Source organism: Dokdonia sp. R86516, from assembly GCF_044596715.1.
In the GTDB taxonomy this organism is placed as follows: Bacteria; Bacteroidota; Bacteroidia; order Flavobacteriales; family Flavobacteriaceae; genus Dokdonia.
In genome coordinates this window covers 1,280,855-1,298,809 of record NZ_CP138998.1, presented here as the reverse complement: position 1 = coordinate 1,298,809, position 17,955 = coordinate 1,280,855, and the positions used below count along the sequence as shown (strand labels likewise).

Annotated in this window: 17 protein-coding genes; 9 read left to right on the top strand and 8 right to left on the bottom strand. The window is 38.3% G+C overall.

Features of this window, described 5'->3' with window-relative positions; all coding sequences use genetic code 11:
- Positions 1-107 precede the first annotated feature (107 nt).
- Positions 108-1,007, bottom strand: coding sequence for a hypothetical protein (locus SJY23_RS06015; RefSeq protein ID WP_396597830.1), 900 nt, complete (start codon positions 1,005-1,007; stop codon positions 108-110).
- 37 nt (positions 1,008-1,044) lie between these two features.
- On the opposite strand from SJY23_RS06015, the gene SJY23_RS06010 reads away from it, so the two are divergent.
- The gene (locus tag SJY23_RS06010) at positions 1,045-1,725 is read left to right on the top strand and encodes a ComF family protein (RefSeq protein WP_396597829.1); all 681 of its coding nucleotides are present in this window, start codon (positions 1,045-1,047) and stop codon (positions 1,723-1,725) included.
- A gap of 110 nt (positions 1,726-1,835) precedes the next feature.
- On the top strand, positions 1,836-3,431 hold the full coding sequence (locus tag SJY23_RS06005) for an Ig-like domain-containing protein (RefSeq protein WP_396597828.1): 1,596 nt from the start codon (positions 1,836-1,838) through the stop codon (positions 3,429-3,431).
- Here the strand turns inward: SJY23_RS06005 and SJY23_RS06000 are convergent.
- Positions 3,418-4,197 (bottom strand): amidohydrolase, encoded by a 780-nt coding sequence (locus SJY23_RS06000; protein ID WP_396597827.1) that lies wholly within the window; start codon positions 4,195-4,197, stop codon positions 3,418-3,420. The genes SJY23_RS06005 and SJY23_RS06000 overlap by 14 nt on opposite strands.
- 67 nt (positions 4,198-4,264) lie before the next feature.
- Here SJY23_RS06000 and SJY23_RS05995 point away from each other — a divergent pair, with 67 nt between their 5' ends.
- Genes SJY23_RS05995 through SJY23_RS05985 form a run of 3 tightly spaced genes read left to right on the top strand, consistent with a single transcriptional unit; the run spans position 4,265 to position 7,537 of the window.
- Positions 4,265-6,175, top strand: a complete 1,911-nt coding sequence (locus tag SJY23_RS05995; protein WP_396597826.1) for a DUF294 nucleotidyltransferase-like domain-containing protein — start codon at positions 4,265-4,267, stop codon at positions 6,173-6,175.
- Complete coding sequence (locus SJY23_RS05990) at positions 6,176-6,874, top strand: PolC-type DNA polymerase III (protein ID WP_396597825.1); 699 nt, start codon at positions 6,176-6,178, stop codon at positions 6,872-6,874.
- On the top strand, positions 6,875-7,537 hold the full coding sequence (locus SJY23_RS05985; RefSeq protein WP_396597824.1) for an HAD family hydrolase: 663 nt from the start codon (positions 6,875-6,877) through the stop codon (positions 7,535-7,537).
- Between the two features lie 77 nt (positions 7,538-7,614).
- On the opposite strand, the gene SJY23_RS05980 is transcribed toward SJY23_RS05985, so the two are convergent.
- Entirely contained in the window at positions 7,615-8,085 is a 471-nt protein-coding gene (locus tag SJY23_RS05980; RefSeq protein WP_035334845.1) for an ankyrin repeat domain-containing protein, read from the bottom strand.
- Positions 8,086-8,321: 236 nt separating this feature from the next.
- On the opposite strand from SJY23_RS05980, the gene SJY23_RS05975 reads away from it, so the two are divergent.
- The gene (locus SJY23_RS05975; RefSeq protein ID WP_035334846.1) at positions 8,322-8,834 is read left to right on the top strand and encodes a DUF1440 domain-containing protein; all 513 of its coding nucleotides are present in this window, start codon (positions 8,322-8,324) and stop codon (positions 8,832-8,834) included.
- Here the strand turns inward: SJY23_RS05975 and SJY23_RS05970 are convergent.
- From SJY23_RS05970 to SJY23_RS05960, 3 genes are all read right to left on the bottom strand, one after another.
- Positions 8,831-9,973, bottom strand: a complete 1,143-nt coding sequence (locus SJY23_RS05970; RefSeq protein ID WP_396597823.1) for a methionine aminotransferase — start codon at positions 9,971-9,973, stop codon at positions 8,831-8,833. The two genes, SJY23_RS05975 and SJY23_RS05970, sit on opposite strands and share 4 nt — an antisense overlap.
- A 91-nt stretch (positions 9,974-10,064) precedes the next feature.
- Positions 10,065-10,631, bottom strand: a complete 567-nt coding sequence (locus SJY23_RS05965; protein WP_396597822.1) for a DUF3109 family protein — start codon at positions 10,629-10,631, stop codon at positions 10,065-10,067.
- Positions 10,632-10,738: 107 nt separating this feature from the next.
- The gene (locus tag SJY23_RS05960; protein ID WP_396597821.1) at positions 10,739-12,535 is read right to left on the bottom strand and encodes an AMP-dependent synthetase/ligase; all 1,797 of its coding nucleotides are present in this window, start codon (positions 12,533-12,535) and stop codon (positions 10,739-10,741) included.
- 209 nt (positions 12,536-12,744) lie between these two features.
- On the opposite strand from SJY23_RS05960, the gene SJY23_RS05955 reads away from it, so the two are divergent.
- Positions 12,745-14,244, top strand: coding sequence for a M20/M25/M40 family metallo-hydrolase (locus SJY23_RS05955; RefSeq protein WP_396597820.1), 1,500 nt, complete (start codon positions 12,745-12,747; stop codon positions 14,242-14,244).
- A gap of 143 nt (positions 14,245-14,387) precedes the next feature.
- Here the strand turns inward: SJY23_RS05955 and katG are convergent, their stop codons facing one another.
- A complete protein-coding gene (gene katG, locus SJY23_RS05950; RefSeq protein WP_396597819.1) occupies positions 14,388-16,604 on the bottom strand; it encodes a catalase/peroxidase HPI in 2,217 nt (738 codons plus the stop codon).
- Between the two features lie 266 nt (positions 16,605-16,870).
- On the opposite strand from katG, the gene SJY23_RS05945 reads away from it, so the two are divergent.
- Both SJY23_RS05945 and SJY23_RS05940 read left to right on the top strand, forming a co-directional pair.
- On the top strand, positions 16,871-17,455 hold the full coding sequence (locus tag SJY23_RS05945; RefSeq protein WP_035334853.1) for a MarC family protein: 585 nt from the start codon (positions 16,871-16,873) through the stop codon (positions 17,453-17,455).
- A 4-nt stretch (positions 17,456-17,459) separates the two neighbouring features.
- Positions 17,460-17,654, top strand: coding sequence for a hypothetical protein (locus SJY23_RS05940; protein WP_035334857.1), 195 nt, complete (start codon positions 17,460-17,462; stop codon positions 17,652-17,654).
- A 6-nt stretch (positions 17,655-17,660) separates the two neighbouring features.
- Here the strand turns inward: SJY23_RS05940 and SJY23_RS05935 are convergent, their stop codons facing one another.
- A complete protein-coding gene (locus tag SJY23_RS05935) occupies positions 17,661-17,948 on the bottom strand; it encodes a hypothetical protein (RefSeq protein WP_225969331.1) in 288 nt (95 codons plus the stop codon).
- Positions 17,949-17,955 lie beyond the last annotated feature (7 nt).

Below are 17,955 nucleotides of genomic sequence, written 5' to 3'. Positions count from 1 at the left end.
CGAAAGCGTGAAAACCTCTCAAACCAATAAAATAAAATTATTTGTTTTCGTTTGTAACAAGCTGTAAAAATAGCAATCCATTAGAAATAACGGAAATTGCAATTACCCTATTTTAAAGAAAGAATGGTAGAGAGTAGCATGGAGCCTTCGTGGTAGACGTTTATTGTATAATCACCACCTTCCATCTGTTGTACAGGTAACACAAGCTCGCAAATGGTATAGGCAGTTTTATTAAATGCAATCGTAGTCTTTGTATTGTATCGCACGACAGAGCCGTCTTCAAACTTCTCGTTGCGTTCTACACCAATCATACGGCCTTGACTATTGACCACTTGCACGTAAAAAGATTTATTTTCTGCCTCTGCAAGTTGGTTATCATTTACGGTAAAACACACCTGCATCATCTCAACACGACTGGCTCTAGAAGTCATAAAAAACTTGCCACTATTGCGCTGGATCACTCCTCTTGCTGCGAGATTACTTACTGTAAGGCGTGCTCCTTGTGTAAGTCTCTCCGCTAGATCTCTATTAGATTTTTGTATACTGTCTTGAGATTTTGTTGCTAGGTCTAGCGCTTTTTGCGTCTCTTGTTGTAATGCCGCGAGACGTTTTGTTTCTAATTGTAAACTATCATTTGCAGTTATAAAAAACTCTCGCTCTCTGCGCAACCTTTGTATTTCCATTTGAAACTGCTGCATTTTTGACCTACTTAAGTCGTCGTCTTGTAGTGTTTCTTTAAGTTGCAGAAGTCGTGACTGAGCTTGTTTAAGAGCTCCTTTTAATGCATCCCTCTCTTTTAAAAGACTACTGTATTTTGACAACTCCTCGTCAAGTTGTGCTGTGACTCTTTCTTTGTCATTTACTAACTGTGCCTCACGTTGCTGCACTTCATTTTGAAAATTGTAGGTGTGAAATCCTAGCCCTGCAACAACTAGACAGAGCAAGATCACAAGAAATAATAAGGTGTTATTTGTACTTTTAGTACGCATAGATGTTCTTTTATTCACATAAAGGGGTTAATTTAGAAAAAAAAAGTATAAGCCATTGCTACAATCGCTCCGTTCTCTATTTTTTCCAGAAACCTGTAAATCTTGTGACAGCGAACTCATAGCTGCCGAAAATATGGTATGTACACATTGTAGGCATACGTTACCTGTTACAGATTTTCATAGGTACAACGACCCTGCAATTAAAAAAGTATTTTATGGACGCCTCAATATAGAAAATGCGACTGCATTGTTTTACTTTGAAAAAAAAGGTCCGGTCCAGGAACTCATGCACAACCTCAAATACAGAGGGCAGCATGAAATAAGCGGCTTTCTAGGAACATGGCTAGGAGAAGATCTCAAATCTCTTGACAAATACAAGTGCATAGACGCAGTAGTACCAGTGCCCATTCACCCAAAGAAGAAAAGAAAGAGAGGATACAACCAAGTGGAAGGCTTTGGACAATCGCTCGCTATAGCACTAGAAGCTCATTATGTTGATGATGTGCTTATCAAAGCAAAAAACACAAAAACTCAAGTGTTTAAAGGTCGGTTTACACGTAGTGATGAAGTACTAGATGCTTTTTCTATCGCGACTAATAGCAATCTTGAAGGCAAGCATATATTGTTGTGTGATGACATTCTAACTACTGGAGCAACTTTAGAATCTTGCGCCTTACAACTTCTTAAAATACCTAATATCAAATTAAGTATTGCTGTGATGGCAATAGCACAATAGGTATTTCGTTTTGGTTAAAATAATTGTTTCTTTGTAGTCGCATGACAGATAATCCTTGGTATCATTTTAATAGAAGACGCATAGCTATATTTATAATAGTTATGGTGAGTATGGCACTTACGCTAGTAAACTGTGCAAAACGTGGTTCTCCTACCGGAGGACCTATGGATAGCCTACCTCCAGTTTTTGTGAAGTCTACACCTCCTAACTTTACAACAAACTTTGATAGAGATGAAATTCGTATTTATTTTGATGAGTATATAAAACTCAAAGATCTTAGAAAACAGCTTATCATTTCTCCTCCTATTATCAATAGAGTAATCTCTCCACAGGGATCTGCATCAAAATATATAGAAATAAAAATCCAAGATACACTTGCTCCCAATACGACCTACGTGTTCAACTTTGGGCTTAGTATTGTAGATAATAATGAAGGAAATCCTTTTCCTTCGTTTAAGTATGTAATGTCTACTGGAGATTACATAGATAGTCTTACTGTGGCAGGAACAATTGTAGATGCAATCTTAGATAAGCCTGACAATTTTGTAACCGTAATGCTTTATGAAGCAGATAGTATATATACGGATTCTACTATCTATAATAAGCCTCCTTTATACGTTACAAATACCTTAGATAGTCTTAACACCTTTGAGCTAGACTATCTAAAACCTGGAACATATGCACTCGTAGCTTTAAAAGATGAAGATGCAAATTATACATTTCAACCTAAAAAGGATAAAGTTGCTTTTGTAGAAGATTTTATAACTGTCCCAACTGACTCGTCGTATACACTAAAATTATTTTCAGAAACACCAGCTTATAAAGCCTCCCGCCCTAAGCATACTGCCCAGGGTAAAATTGCCTTTGGCATTAGTGGGTATATAGATAGTATTTCTATAAACCTCTTGACTGATGTAGGAAACAATCACCAAAGTATTATAACAAAGAAAGGAGAAGACACATTAAACTATTGGTACAAACCACAAGTTGCACTTGACTCGCTTGTCTTTAATGTTACTGCTCCAGGTTATGATGACACCTTACAAGCTAGAATACGAAAACCCAAACTAGATTCTCTAGCCTTTTCTTCAAAATATCGTAACGCTGTGCTATTTGATAAGCCATATCGCATACTCAGCAATATTCCTATAGACACGATTAATAAATCTTTGATAACCGTTTTAAAAGACTCTGTAGAGATTCCTTTTACTTATTCTTTACAAGATAACCGAACCTCATTAGACATTGACTTTAAAAAAGAAGAGAAGACTCGATATAGTATTAAGGCGCTACCTAATGCGATTACAGACTTTTTTGGACAGCAAAATGATACTCTTTTCTATAAAGCTAACACTAAAGAATTTTCAGATTATGGAGATATAGAGCTTACGCTTAAAAACGCGGCTAATTTTCCATATATCGTACAGTTAATGAACAAAAGTGACGAGATCGTAGAAACTAAATACTCCCTTCAAGAAACTGTTTTTAACTTTAAACTTCTCAAACCAGGCCTTTATAAAATACGCCTTATTGAAGATGCCAATAATAACCGTGTTTTTGACTCAGGTAATTATTTAGAACGAACACAACCAGAAGTAATTATCAACTTCCCCGGAGAGATTGATGTGCGACCAAGTTGGTTTGCAAAGGAAACTTTTGAATTACTCTCTAGAAAAACAAAGCTTAAGGATACTATTCAAGAGTAAATCTGTCTTTATCTTCCAGAAAAGGCAATTTACTTCTTGTGTTATTAATATGCCTTTTAGTTAACGTAGTGGTCACTACGTCTTCTTGAGTATGCGCTGTGACCACCTCTTCTCCTAGCACATCATAGACTGCAGAGTGCCCTATGTATTCAAGATTATTACCATCTACTCCCACGCGATTTACTCCTAGACAATAAGACATGTTTTCTATAGCTCTAGCTTTAAGGAGTGTATCCCAGGCTGCTATTCTAGTTTTTGGCCAGTTTGCAACGTAGATAATAAGATCATAATCAAATGTATTACGCGCATACACTGGAAAACGCAAGTCATAACAAATCTGCGGAAATATCTTCCAGCCTTTATAGTTAATAAGCACCTGTTTATCACCCGCTTTATACTGCTCTCCCTCACCAGCCATATTAAATGTATGGCGTTTATTATAGCTCGTTATTTCTCCTTCTGGAGTGACAAATAAAAAACGATTGTAATAGAGACCTTCTTCAATTATAATCAAACTTCCACAGATGGCTGCTTGTGACTTAAGAGCCTGTTGCTTCATCCACTGCACAGTTTCACCATCCATGCTTTCCGCTAGAGATTGCGGACTCATAGAAAACCCCGTGGTAAACATTTCTGGCAGTACGATAAGATCGCTATCTCTGGCAACTTTTGCTATCCATGTTTCTTGATGTGCTCTATTGCGATTTGCGTCTTCCCAAAAAAGCGAAGTTTGTATAAGGCTTACTTTTAAAGTTTCTGTTTTCATAGTATAAAGATACATTTATGGTAGAACTTTCCATCTGTACTATCTTTACAATGAATACGTACCCGCTATGCAAAACACAATTGCTCAAAGAATCTATGATTTTTTAAAACAGTTTCCGCCATTTCAATTTATGGCAGAGAGTGATTTGCTAGATATTTGCAGCCAGGCTTCTGTACTTTACATAGATAAGGAGGAGGTTATTTTTAAACGTGATCAAGCCTATGGTGATCGTTTTTATATCGTTCAGCAAGGGGCTATAAAGCTTACAAGACCCTCCAAGGATGTAATTAAGGTGGTAGACATTTGTGATGAAGGCGATCTTTTTGGCCTCAAAGTTACCTCGACAGACTCTTACAGAACGACTGCTACGGCAAAGGAAGAGACAATACTCTATACGTTACCCATGGAGGAATTTTCCGCTTTCGCGAAAGCGAACAAAGCAATCTCAAACTACCTCATCGCTAGTTTTGCATCAAACATCAAAGATCCTTATACCTTACAGCAAAGCGGCTCATTACTGAATACCTATGAGCCGGAACGAAGTGCCCATTTATTAGGCCTAGAACAAGCACGATATAGCACCTCCATCATCACTTGCTCTCCAGAAACTTCCATACAAGAAGCAGCAAGATTAATGCAACAACATCGCATAGGATGTTTAGTTATTACGACAGATTCAATACCAGTAGGTGTTCTCACAAATCGAGAATTGCGTAATGCTATTGCAAATAATATCATCTCTAGTGATCACGTAGTAGGTGATGCAATGATTACTCAGGTTGTCTGCGCCGTTCCAAAAATAACCGTAGCTCAGGCGCAACTTATCCTGCTTAAGAATGGAATAAGCCACCTCATAATTACCGAAGATGGTACAGCTAGCACAAAGGTAGTAGGCGTGCTAAGCAAGCATGACATCGTGGTCGCTTACGGTAACAGCCCCGCCGAACTCGTTAAAGAAATAAAAAGAGCAAAAAAGACTAAAATGCTGCGTTTTACTTGGGAAAAAGCAACCCTTCTTCTTGAGCGCTATCTAGATCAAAACTTACCGATATCACATATACTTAATATTTTTTCTGAGCTTAAAGACGCTCTCATGCAACGTACCATGGAGCTCTCATTAAGCAAGATGTCACATAATCCTCCAGTACCATTTACCTGGCTTGCATTAGGTAGTCAAGGACGAGAGGAGCAATTACTGTATACAGATCAAGATAACGCTCTTATTTATGAGGATGTGTCTCCAGAAAACAATGAGGCGACTAAAAATTACTTTTTGCATCTTGCAAATAGGATGAACAAACGCCTACATAAAATAGGTTATGATTACTGCACGGCAGATATGATGGGAAGTAATCCGCTGTACTGCTTATCACTTTCTGAGTGGAAAGTACAGTTTTCTACGTGGATTAAAGATCCGTCTCCAGAAAGCATGTTGATGTCAGGTATATTTTTTGACTACAGACTCGTATATGGGACCCAGGAACTAGTAGCGCAACTCACTACTTCTATCTATGACCAACTATCAACCTCTTCTGTGTTTTTTAGATTTATGGCAAAGGATGCCCTTAAGAATCCGCCGCCGGTGAGTTTCTTTCGAAACTTTCTTGTGGAGTCAGATGGTGCGCATAAAGATGAATTTGACATAAAAAATCGTGCTATGGCTCCTTTAATAAGCGGCGCCAGAGTGCTTTCACTTTACCATAATTTACGTAACATAAATCACACCTCAGAACGTTTTGAAAAACTTGCAGAACTCGAACCTCAGAACAAAGAACTCTTTGAGAGTTGCGCTTACGCATTTAAAGCGCTTCTTAAATTTAGAGTCAGGCAAGGGCTACGCAATGATGATAGCGGCCGCTTCATTAAACTAGCGGATTTATCAAAAGAGGAACGCCTAAAACTAAAACGATGCTTTAAACCACTACGCGATTTACAAGAAGTGCTACGTGTACGTTTTCAAACTCAAAATTTGAGCTAGATGGGATTATTTACCACATCACCTCAAAAAGATTTTCCAAAATTTTGGACACAATATCTCGCTGCTTTTGCCCTAGAGAAGAGCAAAGCAGGTTTTTTAGGTAGTACCCTAGATGGAAAAAAGCTTCACACCACTCGTTTTGTAGTATTTGACACCGAAACAACGGGTTTACACTATAAAGAGGATCGTATTCTATCTATAGGAGCGGTAACCGTTATCAACAATGAGATTTCTATAGCACAGAGCCTAGAGTTATATCTCAAGCAAGATATATACAAGCCTGAAAGTGCAAAAATACACGGCATCTTGCGCAATGGAAGCTATGAGCAAGTAAATGAACAAGAAGCAATAGAAAGATGTCTTGAATTTATAGGTACAGGCATTCTTATAGGGCACCACATAGGTTTTGACGTTGCAGTAATTAATGCAGCACTAAAACGCGCTCAGCTGGGAAAATTAAAAAATAGAGTACTAGATACAGAAACATTGTACAAAAGACTTGTGCACCCTATAAACAGACCTTTACAAGAAAAAAGATATACGCTAGATGAACTTGCCGAAGCGCTCAAAATTCCTCTACACGATAGGCACACCTCTGCGGGAGATGCGCTTATTACAGCCATTGCTTTTATAAAAATTGTAAAGAGGTTAAACAGCGATGGAACTCTTACAGTAAAACAATTATTCAGAAAAAACTAGATGATTACAAAAGACACACTTTTCGTTTTTGATATAGATGGAACACTCACAGATAGTATTCCTACCTATCTCCCTGTTATCACCAAAGTTCTAGCAGACATAGGACTTCAAGATATTGATGCCGATTACGACAATTATCTACACCATACAGATCTGTATGCGCTAGAGTATAATTACGAGCGTACTTTTAATAAGAAAGCTCCAGCCAACTTAAGATATGAGCTAGACCACTTACTAGGTGAAGAATTATCTAAATGTAGTCCTGTGAGTGAAATCCCAGGTGCGCGTTCGTTATTATTAAAATTGAAAAAAATGCAGATTCCATTTGCTTATGGAACAGGTGCTTTTCCGAAAGCTACTGCTATAAAAATGGAGGGTTCTCAAGTCCCTTTTATTCCAGAGGTACTTGCAACTTCGTTACATAACATTTCTCGAGTGGGATTTGTAAAAGAAGCTATACAAAAGTCTAAAGCATATTACAATAGAACATCTTTTGATAATATTATTGCTGTAGGTGACGGACTATGGGATTTAAAAGCGGCTCAAGAGCTCGATATTTCATTCTTAGGCATAGGCACAAAAAACCGTAAAGCAATGCTCGATAACGGCTGTAAAAATTGGGTAGAAGATTATAAAAGTTTTGACTTGAACTCACTCAAATAAAAGAGGCACATGCCGGTCAAGCAACAACCTATTTTTGATGGGTCACATTTTCGCGAAAGCGAAATCATTCAACAGGTTTATTTCTCTTCTAAGATTTCCATCAAGTTAGAAGCTCCTTGCATTTTTGCGTGATCAAAAGCAGTGTTACCTTTTTCATCTTTATGAGATAAGTCGGCACCATTTTCAATAAGCATTTGTGCAATTTCTGACTGCGCAAAAGTGGCAGCATAGATAAGAGCTGTTGCCTGATTAAGATTTACGGCATTTACATCTGCTCCGCTTTCTATAAGTAGTTTTGCAATTACTGGATACCCTTTAAAACACACCCCCATCAGCGCTGTATTTCCAGAGCTATCCTTAGCATTCAGGTCTGGCTTATGCTTTAAGATAGCCTCGCTTATATCTTGATTCCCATAATAAGTGGCAAGTAATAAAGGTGTAGAACCACGTTGATCTTTAATATTTACAAGTTCTGGATGAGCAGTAATAATTGCTTGCACCATCTCTAGATCTCCGTTGCGTATTGCGTCAAATAATTTGTCATTCATAACTTACATTCTGTGCTACACGGAGTTGCTTATTGTGATTACTCCGAAAACATAAAGATAAAAACAAAAATGATATACGCCATTTAAATTAACGTCTCTTAGTATAATTCTTGATTCTATTCTTACAGTAGCTAATTACTCCTGCCAAAGTGATTTAATTAATTGTTAATTATAATTATCTTAAGACCTGTAGTACGTCTTAAAAAGTACTTTAGAGTTATAATAATAAACTAACTATGAGTAATACTGCGCTTTCTAACTGGCTTGAAAAAGATAATCTAGCATCTACCGCTACACGAGGAGTGATTTCTGGAGTATTAGGAGGTCTAGCAGGCACCATTGTTAAAAGTGCCATAGAACGCGTATTACCAGTAAGACAGCCAAACACCGACAGTGCACAACTTAAGCTCGTAGATAATATTTCTGAGAAACTTACTGGCGAACCGGTGAGCACATCAAATCGAGATCTCGCAGAGCAATTAGTGAATATTCCCATTGGAGTAACATTAGGAGCTAGTTTAGGCTATGCAAAACGTGATAGACCAGAGACTAACCTTGTAGAGGGAGCGCTCTTTGGTACGACAGCATACCTCGCAACGCATGAAACCTCGCTTCCATTAATGGGCCTAGAAGATGAGCCTAAAGATATCCCTGTAAAATTACAAGCAAACGAATTTCTAGCTCATGTTGCCTTTGGAGTAACAGCAGAGCTCATACGAGGTTGGGTGGCACGTAAACTAGACGACTAGATGCTTGTTAAAATTTCGGCAGCTTTTTTGAGTGTCTCGTCATCTTTGGCGACACAAAATCTCAGCATTTTATAATCTTCTTGATTCACATTAAATACCGACGTTGGTATAGACGCTAGTTTATGGGTTGTGGTTAACGCTTTCGCGAAAGCGGTGTCACTCTCACTAGTAATTGCAGAATAATCCAGCATTTGAAAGTAGGTGCCTGCGGCAGGCTTTGCTGTAAAACGTGAGCCTTGAATCAGGTTTAGAAACAAATCTCTTTTCTGCTGATAAAAATCGTTCAATTCTAAATAATGACTAGGGTCCTTGAGGTACTGGGCAAAGGCTTTTTGAGAAGGATGATGCACTGAAAACACATTAAATTGATGTACTTTTTGAAACTCTTCCATCAACTCTTTTGGAGCAACTGTATATCCCATTTTCCACCCTGTATTATGAAAAGTCTTCCCAAAGGATGCCGTAATAAAACTGCGTGCTCTTAATGCTGGGTAACGAGCCACACTCTCATGACGCTTGCCATCAAAGACGATGTGCTCATACACCTCATCACTTAGTAATATGATATCTGTACCTTCAAGAATACGCTCTAGCTCCAGCATATCTTCTTTATGAAGAATAGTTCCCGTAGGATTGTGCGGGGTATTAATAAATAGCATTTTAGTCTTAGACGTTATCGCATCTTCTACCGCTTTCCAGTTCACTTTATAATCTGGCGCTTTGAGTTGAATAGGGACTACTTTACCGCCATTTACAGTCACCGCAGGCTCATAGCAGTCATAAGCAGGTTTTAATATAATCACCTCATCATCTGGACGTATAAAAGCAGATACAATTGTGTAGATAGCTTGGGTAGCTCCAGCAGTTACCGTAACCTCAGTTTCTGGATGATAATCACTTCCATATAGGGTGTTGAGTTTTTGAGTAATTTCTTCTCGCAAGCTGTAAATACCTTGCATAGGAGCGTACTGATTGTACCCATCACTCATTGCCTCTGTAACAAGCTGTTGCAGTTTTGGATCACTATCAAAGCCTGGAAATCCTTGCGCGAGATTAATGGCTTGATGTTCATGTGCCATCTTACTCATCACCGTAAAAATGGTAGTACTAACGTCAGGAAGTTTTGAATGAAAATGCATGTATCGTCTTTGTGATTAAAGATAAGGCATCTCTTAAGATAACATACAAACTTTGTTGCATAGGACTTTTAGGTCCATACAAAGTACTACATTATTTACCCATTTCTTGAGCGGTCTTCTCTAGTTCTGTATACCACTCTTCACCAAACTTACGTATCAACGCATCCTTAGTAAATTTATAAACAGGCACAGATAGTTCTTTCCCTAGAGAACAAGCATCGCTACAGATAGGCCAGCGATGATAATTTACTGCCGAAAATGAGCTATATTTTTGTACACGAATAGGATACAAATGGCAAGAAATAGGTTTGCGCCACGACACTTTACCTGCATTGTAAGCATCCTCAATACCACAGCTTGCCCATCCTTTATCATTAAAAGTAACGTAAGCACACTCAGCTCCATTTACTAGTGGTGTCTCAAGCTCACCGTCACGCACGATACTCGTTCCCTGCTCCTCAATTGCAGCAATTCCTTCTGGGCGCAAAAAAGGTTTTACCTTATCATAAATATCTGCCATGATGGTAACCTCTTCTTCTTCAAGTGGTGCGCCGGCTTCACCTGCGATGCAGCACTCCCCTTTACAAGCATTAAGATTACAGACAAAATCTTTTTCGATAATGTCTTCAGAAACGATGGTTTTTTTGAGTTGGAACATAGTTGCGCAAAGATACTGGGAAAGTATCAAGTAAAAATGTGTGAGTAGCGAGATTATTTATGGTTATGATTTTTACGCTTTCGCGAAAGCGTACCACTTCAAACTAACTACGCTGCATACATTTTATCAATAAGTGCTTTGTATTTTTTTTGAACTACTTTACGTTTAATTTTTAGTGTAGGCGTTATTTCTCCTGCTTCTATGCTGAACTCACGAGGAAGCAGTGTAAACTTCTTTATCTTCTCAAACGCTGAAAACTCCTGCTGAAGCTCGTCAAAACGTTTCTCAAAAAGTGTTACAACCTCCTTATTCTCAATGAGCTCTTCCATACTATCAAAAGAGATATTGTGCTCGAGGGCATACTTTTTTAAGTTCTCAAAATTAGGAACGGCAAGTGCCGTCACATATTTCTGCTGATCTCCTATTACTGCAAGTTGCTCAATGAGAGCATCACTTACGAGCGCTGTTTCTAACTTTTGAGGTGCAATATACTTACCCCCAGAGGTTTTCATCAAATCCTTAATTCTATCTGTGATAAATAGATTTCCGTCTTGATCTAATCTTCCTGCATCTCCTGTACAAAACCACCCATCCTTAAAAACCTGAGCCGTAGCTTCTGGCTTTTTATAATATCCTTGCATCACACCAGGGCCTTTTACAAGGATTTCATCATTATCTCCTATCTTAATCTGAGTACCTTCGATGCTTTTTCCAGCAGAGTTAAATTCAAAATTTGTGTATCCAAATAAAGAAACTGTTGCAGTTGTTTCTGTAAGTCCGTATCCACATTTTACGTCAAGACCAAAGGAATGAAAAAACGCAACCATTTCTGCGGCAAGAGGCGCTCCACCACAGGGCATAAATTTAATACGCCCTCCAAAGAGTGCACGCAGCTTGCTTAACACAAGTTTATTTGCAATTTTATTTTTGAGTTGTAATGATAATGGCACTTTTTTCTCAAGCCTTTTGTGCTGATTATAGTAATTATCACCTACACTTAGTGCCCAGCTTGCAAGTTTCTGCTTTGTAGGGGAAGCTTCTTTTGTTTTTGCTTGTATAGCTGCATAGATTTTTTCAAAAATACGAGGCACTGTACACATTACCGTTGGTCGCACTTCTTTGAGCACTTCTGCAATTTTCTTTGGGTCTTGATTAAAATACACTTCAATCCCCATATGTAAACAGAAAAACACCCAACTACGTTCAAAGATATGACTGAGTGGTAAAAAACTTAACGACACATCTTGATCAGATATATCAAGTTCATATTTATGTGCTGCTAGAGAAGCTCCTATATTAGTATGGCCTATCATCACACCCTTAGGTTCTCCTGTTGTTCCTGAAGTATAGATAATACTTGCTAGATCTTTTACATCAAGGTCTTGCTGTCTTTTTAAATAGATATTCTCAATTTCTTGAGTAGGGCTAGCGGCAACAAAATCTTCTAAATACATAGAAGAAACAGAAGACTTAAGTTCGATGGTGTCTGTAAGAGCCACTATAAGCTTTAAGTATGAAGAGCTTTCTAGAAGCCCATAAGCCTGATCGTATTCATGCTGATTACCCACAAAAAGTAAACTTACCTCAGCATCATTTATCACATACTCTACTTCCTTAGTAGAACTCGTTGCATAGATAGGTACTGTTACTGCTCTTATGCTCATTATCGCAAGATCTGCAATAATCCAGTTTGGCATATTTTCGGCAAAGATGGCTACGTTATGCTGTGTTTCAACACCAAACTGCAGTAAACCTTTGGCAAGATTTTCAACACGGTGATACATATTTTTCCAGCTTATGCCTTCCCAAGTATTTAGTGTCTCATTCTTAACATAGAGCGCATTCTTGTTTTCAAAGCGTAGCGCATTTTCCTTGACATTTACTACTAGGTGTTTGTAATCCATAAACTGTAATTAATTACGATATTTAATCATTGAGGTTTTCCAAAATTAAACATTAATAGCCCGTTTCTTCTTTTATTAACCATACTAGGGCGTAATAACGACCTTTTATTAACCTCTGTTAATAGAAATGAAGCATCCTAGTAGAAAACCTTATATTTATCTACCATACGGTTGCACTTAAACAGCAATAATTCTTAAAATTTTCTTCTATGAAACTCTGGTCTCTCTGTCTTTTACTTACTGCTTTTATAGCTACTGCTCAAACTCCTACAGATGTGCTCATAGATCAACATCTCAAGAAAACTCTTATTGAACATAAAGCCTTTGTGAGCATTCCTAACTTGCCTTCAAACCCAGCTTTGATGCTAGAAAATATAGCTTTTGTAGAAAAGCGCTACAAAGGATTAGATTTTGAAACTAGCTTACTAGAAACTAGTACACTTCCCATTCTTCTTGTAGAAAAAGAGTATAACCCCAATTATAAAACGGTGCTCTTCTATGTCCACATAGATGGACAGGCAGTAAACCCCGCAACCTGGGATCAAGAAGATCCTTTTAAACCTGTACTCAAGGAGGAAAGTAGCTCTGGTGAATACAAAGCGATTTCTTGGGATCAACTAGATAGTAAAATTGATGATGACTGGCGCATTTATGGCCGTGCCGCTGCAGATGATAAGGCACCTATTATGATGTTTATTACTGCGCTACAACTTTTGCAAGAACAACAAAAAGAGCCTGCTTTTAATATCAAGGTAATTTTTGACCCAGAGGAGGAGTACAGCTCGACAGCTTTGCTTTCTACCTTAGACAAATATAAAAGTAGATATGCCGCAGATTATTTTGTGGTAATGGATGGTCCTGCTCATGATTCTAATCAACCTACGCTCACCTTTGGATGTAGAGGGATTGCTACTGCAGCAATCACTACTTACGGTGCCCGCCTACCTCAACATAGCGGTCATTATGGCAACTATGCACCTAACCCGGTTTTTAGACTTGCAAACCTACTGACTACAATGAAAGACGAAGATGGAAAAGTCTTAATAGAAAATTATTATGATGGAATTACCATCACTCCAGAAACGGCTCAAGTACTCTCTTCTGTACCTTTTGAGCAAACAAAGTTTAATAAAAAACTTGGTGTTCACACCGCCGAAAAAGTAGGAACTTCATACCAAGAAGCACTACAATTTCCTTCTCTTAACATTAGACAGATAGGCACCTCTTGGACTGGCGAAGGTTTAAAAACCGTAGTTCCAGAGTATGCAATTGCACATCTAGATATACGCCTCGTTCCAGAGACAGATGGCGATGCACAACTAGCAAAGATTAAAAATCATATCACAAAACAAGGTTATCATTTATTAAATCGAACTCCCACTGATGAGGAAAGGCTTACCTACCCTAAAATAGCAACTTTTACAGGGAAGACCTCCGTAAACGCGTTTAGAACAAATCCAGATGATGCTTTTGGCAAAAAAATAAGAGGAGCACTATCACAATCTTTTGGCAAAGACCCAATTACTATTAGAATGATGGGTGGTACCGTGCCTATTGTCCCTGTGATTAAGGCGCTAGATGTTCCTACAGTCATACTTCCGCTGGTTAATATGGATAACAATCAGCATAATCCTAATGAGAATATACGCATAGGAAATATTAAACAAGGCATCAAGGTATGTCTAGCCTTACTTGAGACAGCTTTTTAAGGAGATTTTTATGCTGTTACGCTTTCGCGAAAGCGAACTAACACGCACTGGTGAGAAGCATTGCATAAAAAGCAAAACGTCCAACTTATAACAAGTTGGACGTTTTTATTGTGTACTTACGCTTTCGCGAAAGCGTTATTTATTTACTTAATATCAAAACGATCTGCGTTCATCACCTTAGTAAACGCCTTGATAAAATCGGCTATAAAGCGCTCCTCGCCATCATTTGCTCCATAAACCTCAGCAATTGCTCTAAGCTCTGTATTTGAACCAAAAATCAAATCTGCGCGCGATCCTGTAAACTTCATTTCACCGGTACGACGATCACTTCCTGAGAATAATGTCTCATCAGATGAAAGTTCTTTCCATGTGTAAGAGAAGTCTAATAAGTTTGTGAAAAAGTCATTAGTTAACTGTCCTGGTCTATCTGTAAAAACTCCTACTTTAGTACCATTATAGTTTGTGCCTAATACACGTAAACCTCCTACAAGTACTGTCATTTCTGGAATAGAAAGCCCTAGTAATTGTGCACGATCTATAAGCATAGCCTCGGCAGCCGTTGCTTTTTGAGTATGACTCACATAGTTTCTAAAACCATCTGCTTTAGGCTCAAGGTAACCAAAGCTATCTACGTCTGTTTGTTCCTGTGTTGCATCTGTTCGTCCAGGCGTAAATGGCACTGTGACATCATGTCCAGCATCTTTTGCCGCCTTTTCTACTCCTACAGATCCTGCAAGAACGATAAGGTCTGCCATAGACACATCACCGTCAAAATCACTTTGTATAGAATCTAAAACATTAAGAACCTTATATAATTGCTCAGGGTTGTTTACTTCCCATCTATTTTGTGGTGCCAAGCGAATGCGTGCTCCATTTGCCCCACCACGCTTATCAGAATTTCTGAACGTAGAAGCAGATGCCCACGCTGTAGAGACCATTTCTGACACCGTAAGTCCTGACGCTGCTATTTTCACCTTTAAAGTAGCAACCTGATCATCACTTAATGTATACCCATCATTACTTGGCACTGGATCTTGCCATAATAACTCTTCACTAGGTACTTCTGGTCCTAAATATCTTTCTATAGGTCCCATGTCACGGTGAGTTAACTTATACCATGCACGTGCAAAAGCATCTTCAAAAGCTTTGTGGTCTTTATGAAATCTCTCTGAAATCTTACGGTATTCTGGATCTACTTTTAAAGCAATATCTGCTGTGGTCATCATAAGACGCTGCTTTTTTGACGCATCACCTGCCGTAGGTGCCATCTTTGCATTTGATGCTTCTGTAGGTGTCCATTGGTGTGCACCAGCTGGGCTCTTTGTTAGCTCCCATTCGTAATTTAGGAGTACATCAAAATAGTCTGCATCCCATTGTGTTGGGTTAGGTGTCCATGCGCCCTCGATACCAGAAGTAATAGCATCATCTAGCACGCCTGTACCGTAGCTATTTTTCCACCCAGTGCTCATTTCTTCTATATTAGCTCCATGAGGCTCTGCTCCTACATACTTGTCTGGATCTGCGGCACCGTGTGCTTTACCGAAGGTATGACCTCCAGCAACTAGCGCTACCGTCTCCTCATCATTCATTGCCATACGTCCAAAAGTCTCTCTTACATTTGCTGCAGAACCCATAGGGTCTGGAACTCCATTAGGTCCTTCGGGATTTACATATATCCAACCCATCATTACTGCTCCTAGTGGCGCCTCTAACTCTCCATCTTCATAACGCTCATCATTTGCTCCCCACTCTGTCTCGCTTCCCCAGTAGATATCTTGTTCTGGCTCCCATACATCTTCACGTCCTCCTGCAAAGCCAAAAGTTGGGAATCCCATAGATTCTAGTGCACAGTTTCCTGCAAGCACCATTAAATCTGCCCATGAAATTTTATTTCCATATTTTTTCTTGATAGGCCATAATAATAAACGAGCCTTATCAAGGTTTCCGTTATCTGGCCAGCTATTAAGTGGTGCAAAACGTTGTGTTCCAGAGCTCGCTCCTCCACGTCCATCACCTATACGGTAAGTTCCCGCACTGTGCCATGCAAGACGGATCATAAACCCTCCATAGTGACCATAATCTGCAGGCCACCAGTCTTGTGAATCTGTCATTAAATCAAGTACGTCTTGCTTAAGAGCATTAAAATCAAGACTGTTAAATGCCGCAGCATAATCAAAGTCTCCTCCTAATGGATCAGATTTTGTAGCATTTTGTCTAAGTATATTAAGACGAAGCTCGTTAGGCCACCAATCGCGGTTTGTTGTGCCACCACCTGATGTTTGTTTATGTGCTCCTCCCATAAAAGGGCACTTTGCTGCTTGAGATTCGTCGTTAAGATCAAATGTTTCTGTATTTTTCATTCCAATAGGTTTTACAAGGTTGATGTGGTAAAAATATTTATTATCTCTCCAGCTAACTATAGTTTATCATTAGAATAAATTAAAGTTTAATAGCCAAAAACTATGACGGTATTTTATTACGAACATTACAATGCGTTTTAAAAAAAATGTTACCAACTTATTAAGAGTGCATTAAGTTAAGAATTGTTTTTATAATTCTCCTTAATGATGCGTTAAGTATCTTTTAAATAAAGTTACCTTTGGGCGCATTTTAAAATGAATATGCAATGAATATAGATCTTAAAGAAATACTTACTGCCGCGATGGTGCTATTTGCTGTAATTGATATTATAGGGAGTATTCCTATAATATTAAAACTGCGAAAAAAAGCAGGACATATACAGAGTGAGAAGGCCGCCTTAGTAGCACTTATTGTAATGATTCTATTTGTATTTGTAGGGGAGAGCATACTAGGCGTCATAGGTGTTAATGTATATGAATTTGCAGTAGCAGGTTCTTTTATTCTATTCTTTATAGCCTTAGAGATGATTCTAGGTGTTAGTATTTTTAAAGATGATGATGGCATTAGTGCAAAGACCGTATCTGTGTTTCCGCTCGCTTTTCCATTGGTAGCAGGACCAGGTACTCTTACTTCGCTTCTTGCATTACGTGCAGAATATGATCTAAGCAACATTATAATAGCTGTTATACTTAACATAGCACTAGTATACGTAGTCTTAAAAACATCTAAGCATATAGAACGCTTCTTAGGAAAGAACGGTATTGCTGTTATACATAAAGTTTTTGGTGTAATTTTGTTAGCAATAGCTGTAAAGCTATTTACTGCAAACATTCAAGAACTCTTTAAGTAATACTATGAAGTTTATAATCCCTATTGGAATCTTACTGGCGCTAGGTCTTCTTATTTATAATGTAACATTGCTAGACTTTTCTAATCTACTAGAAGGTGAAAGCAGTATTGCTTTAATAGGAGTAATTGCATGTTCATGCGCAATTTTGCTGTTACTTATATTACGTACATCTCGCAAGATTGCAGAGAAACACAAATAATATATATTACATTAAGTATATAATGTACGGGTTATAGATCTCGTAAATAATTCCAACAATTAATGTAAGTATTGCTAGTACGGTAAAAGCAATATGCAACTTTTGATACCATAGATTACGACGCAACTTCCAGATGAGTTTCTCATCTTTAAGGTTTTCTATTTGAGCTAGAATAATTGGTGGCTTCAAATAAAAAGGACTTACCGATATGCCATGGCGTATAAGTAGTGCAGCACTATTATCTAGCAATCTAAAGATGATTGCGATAATATATACATATATAGCTACTACCATTAACATA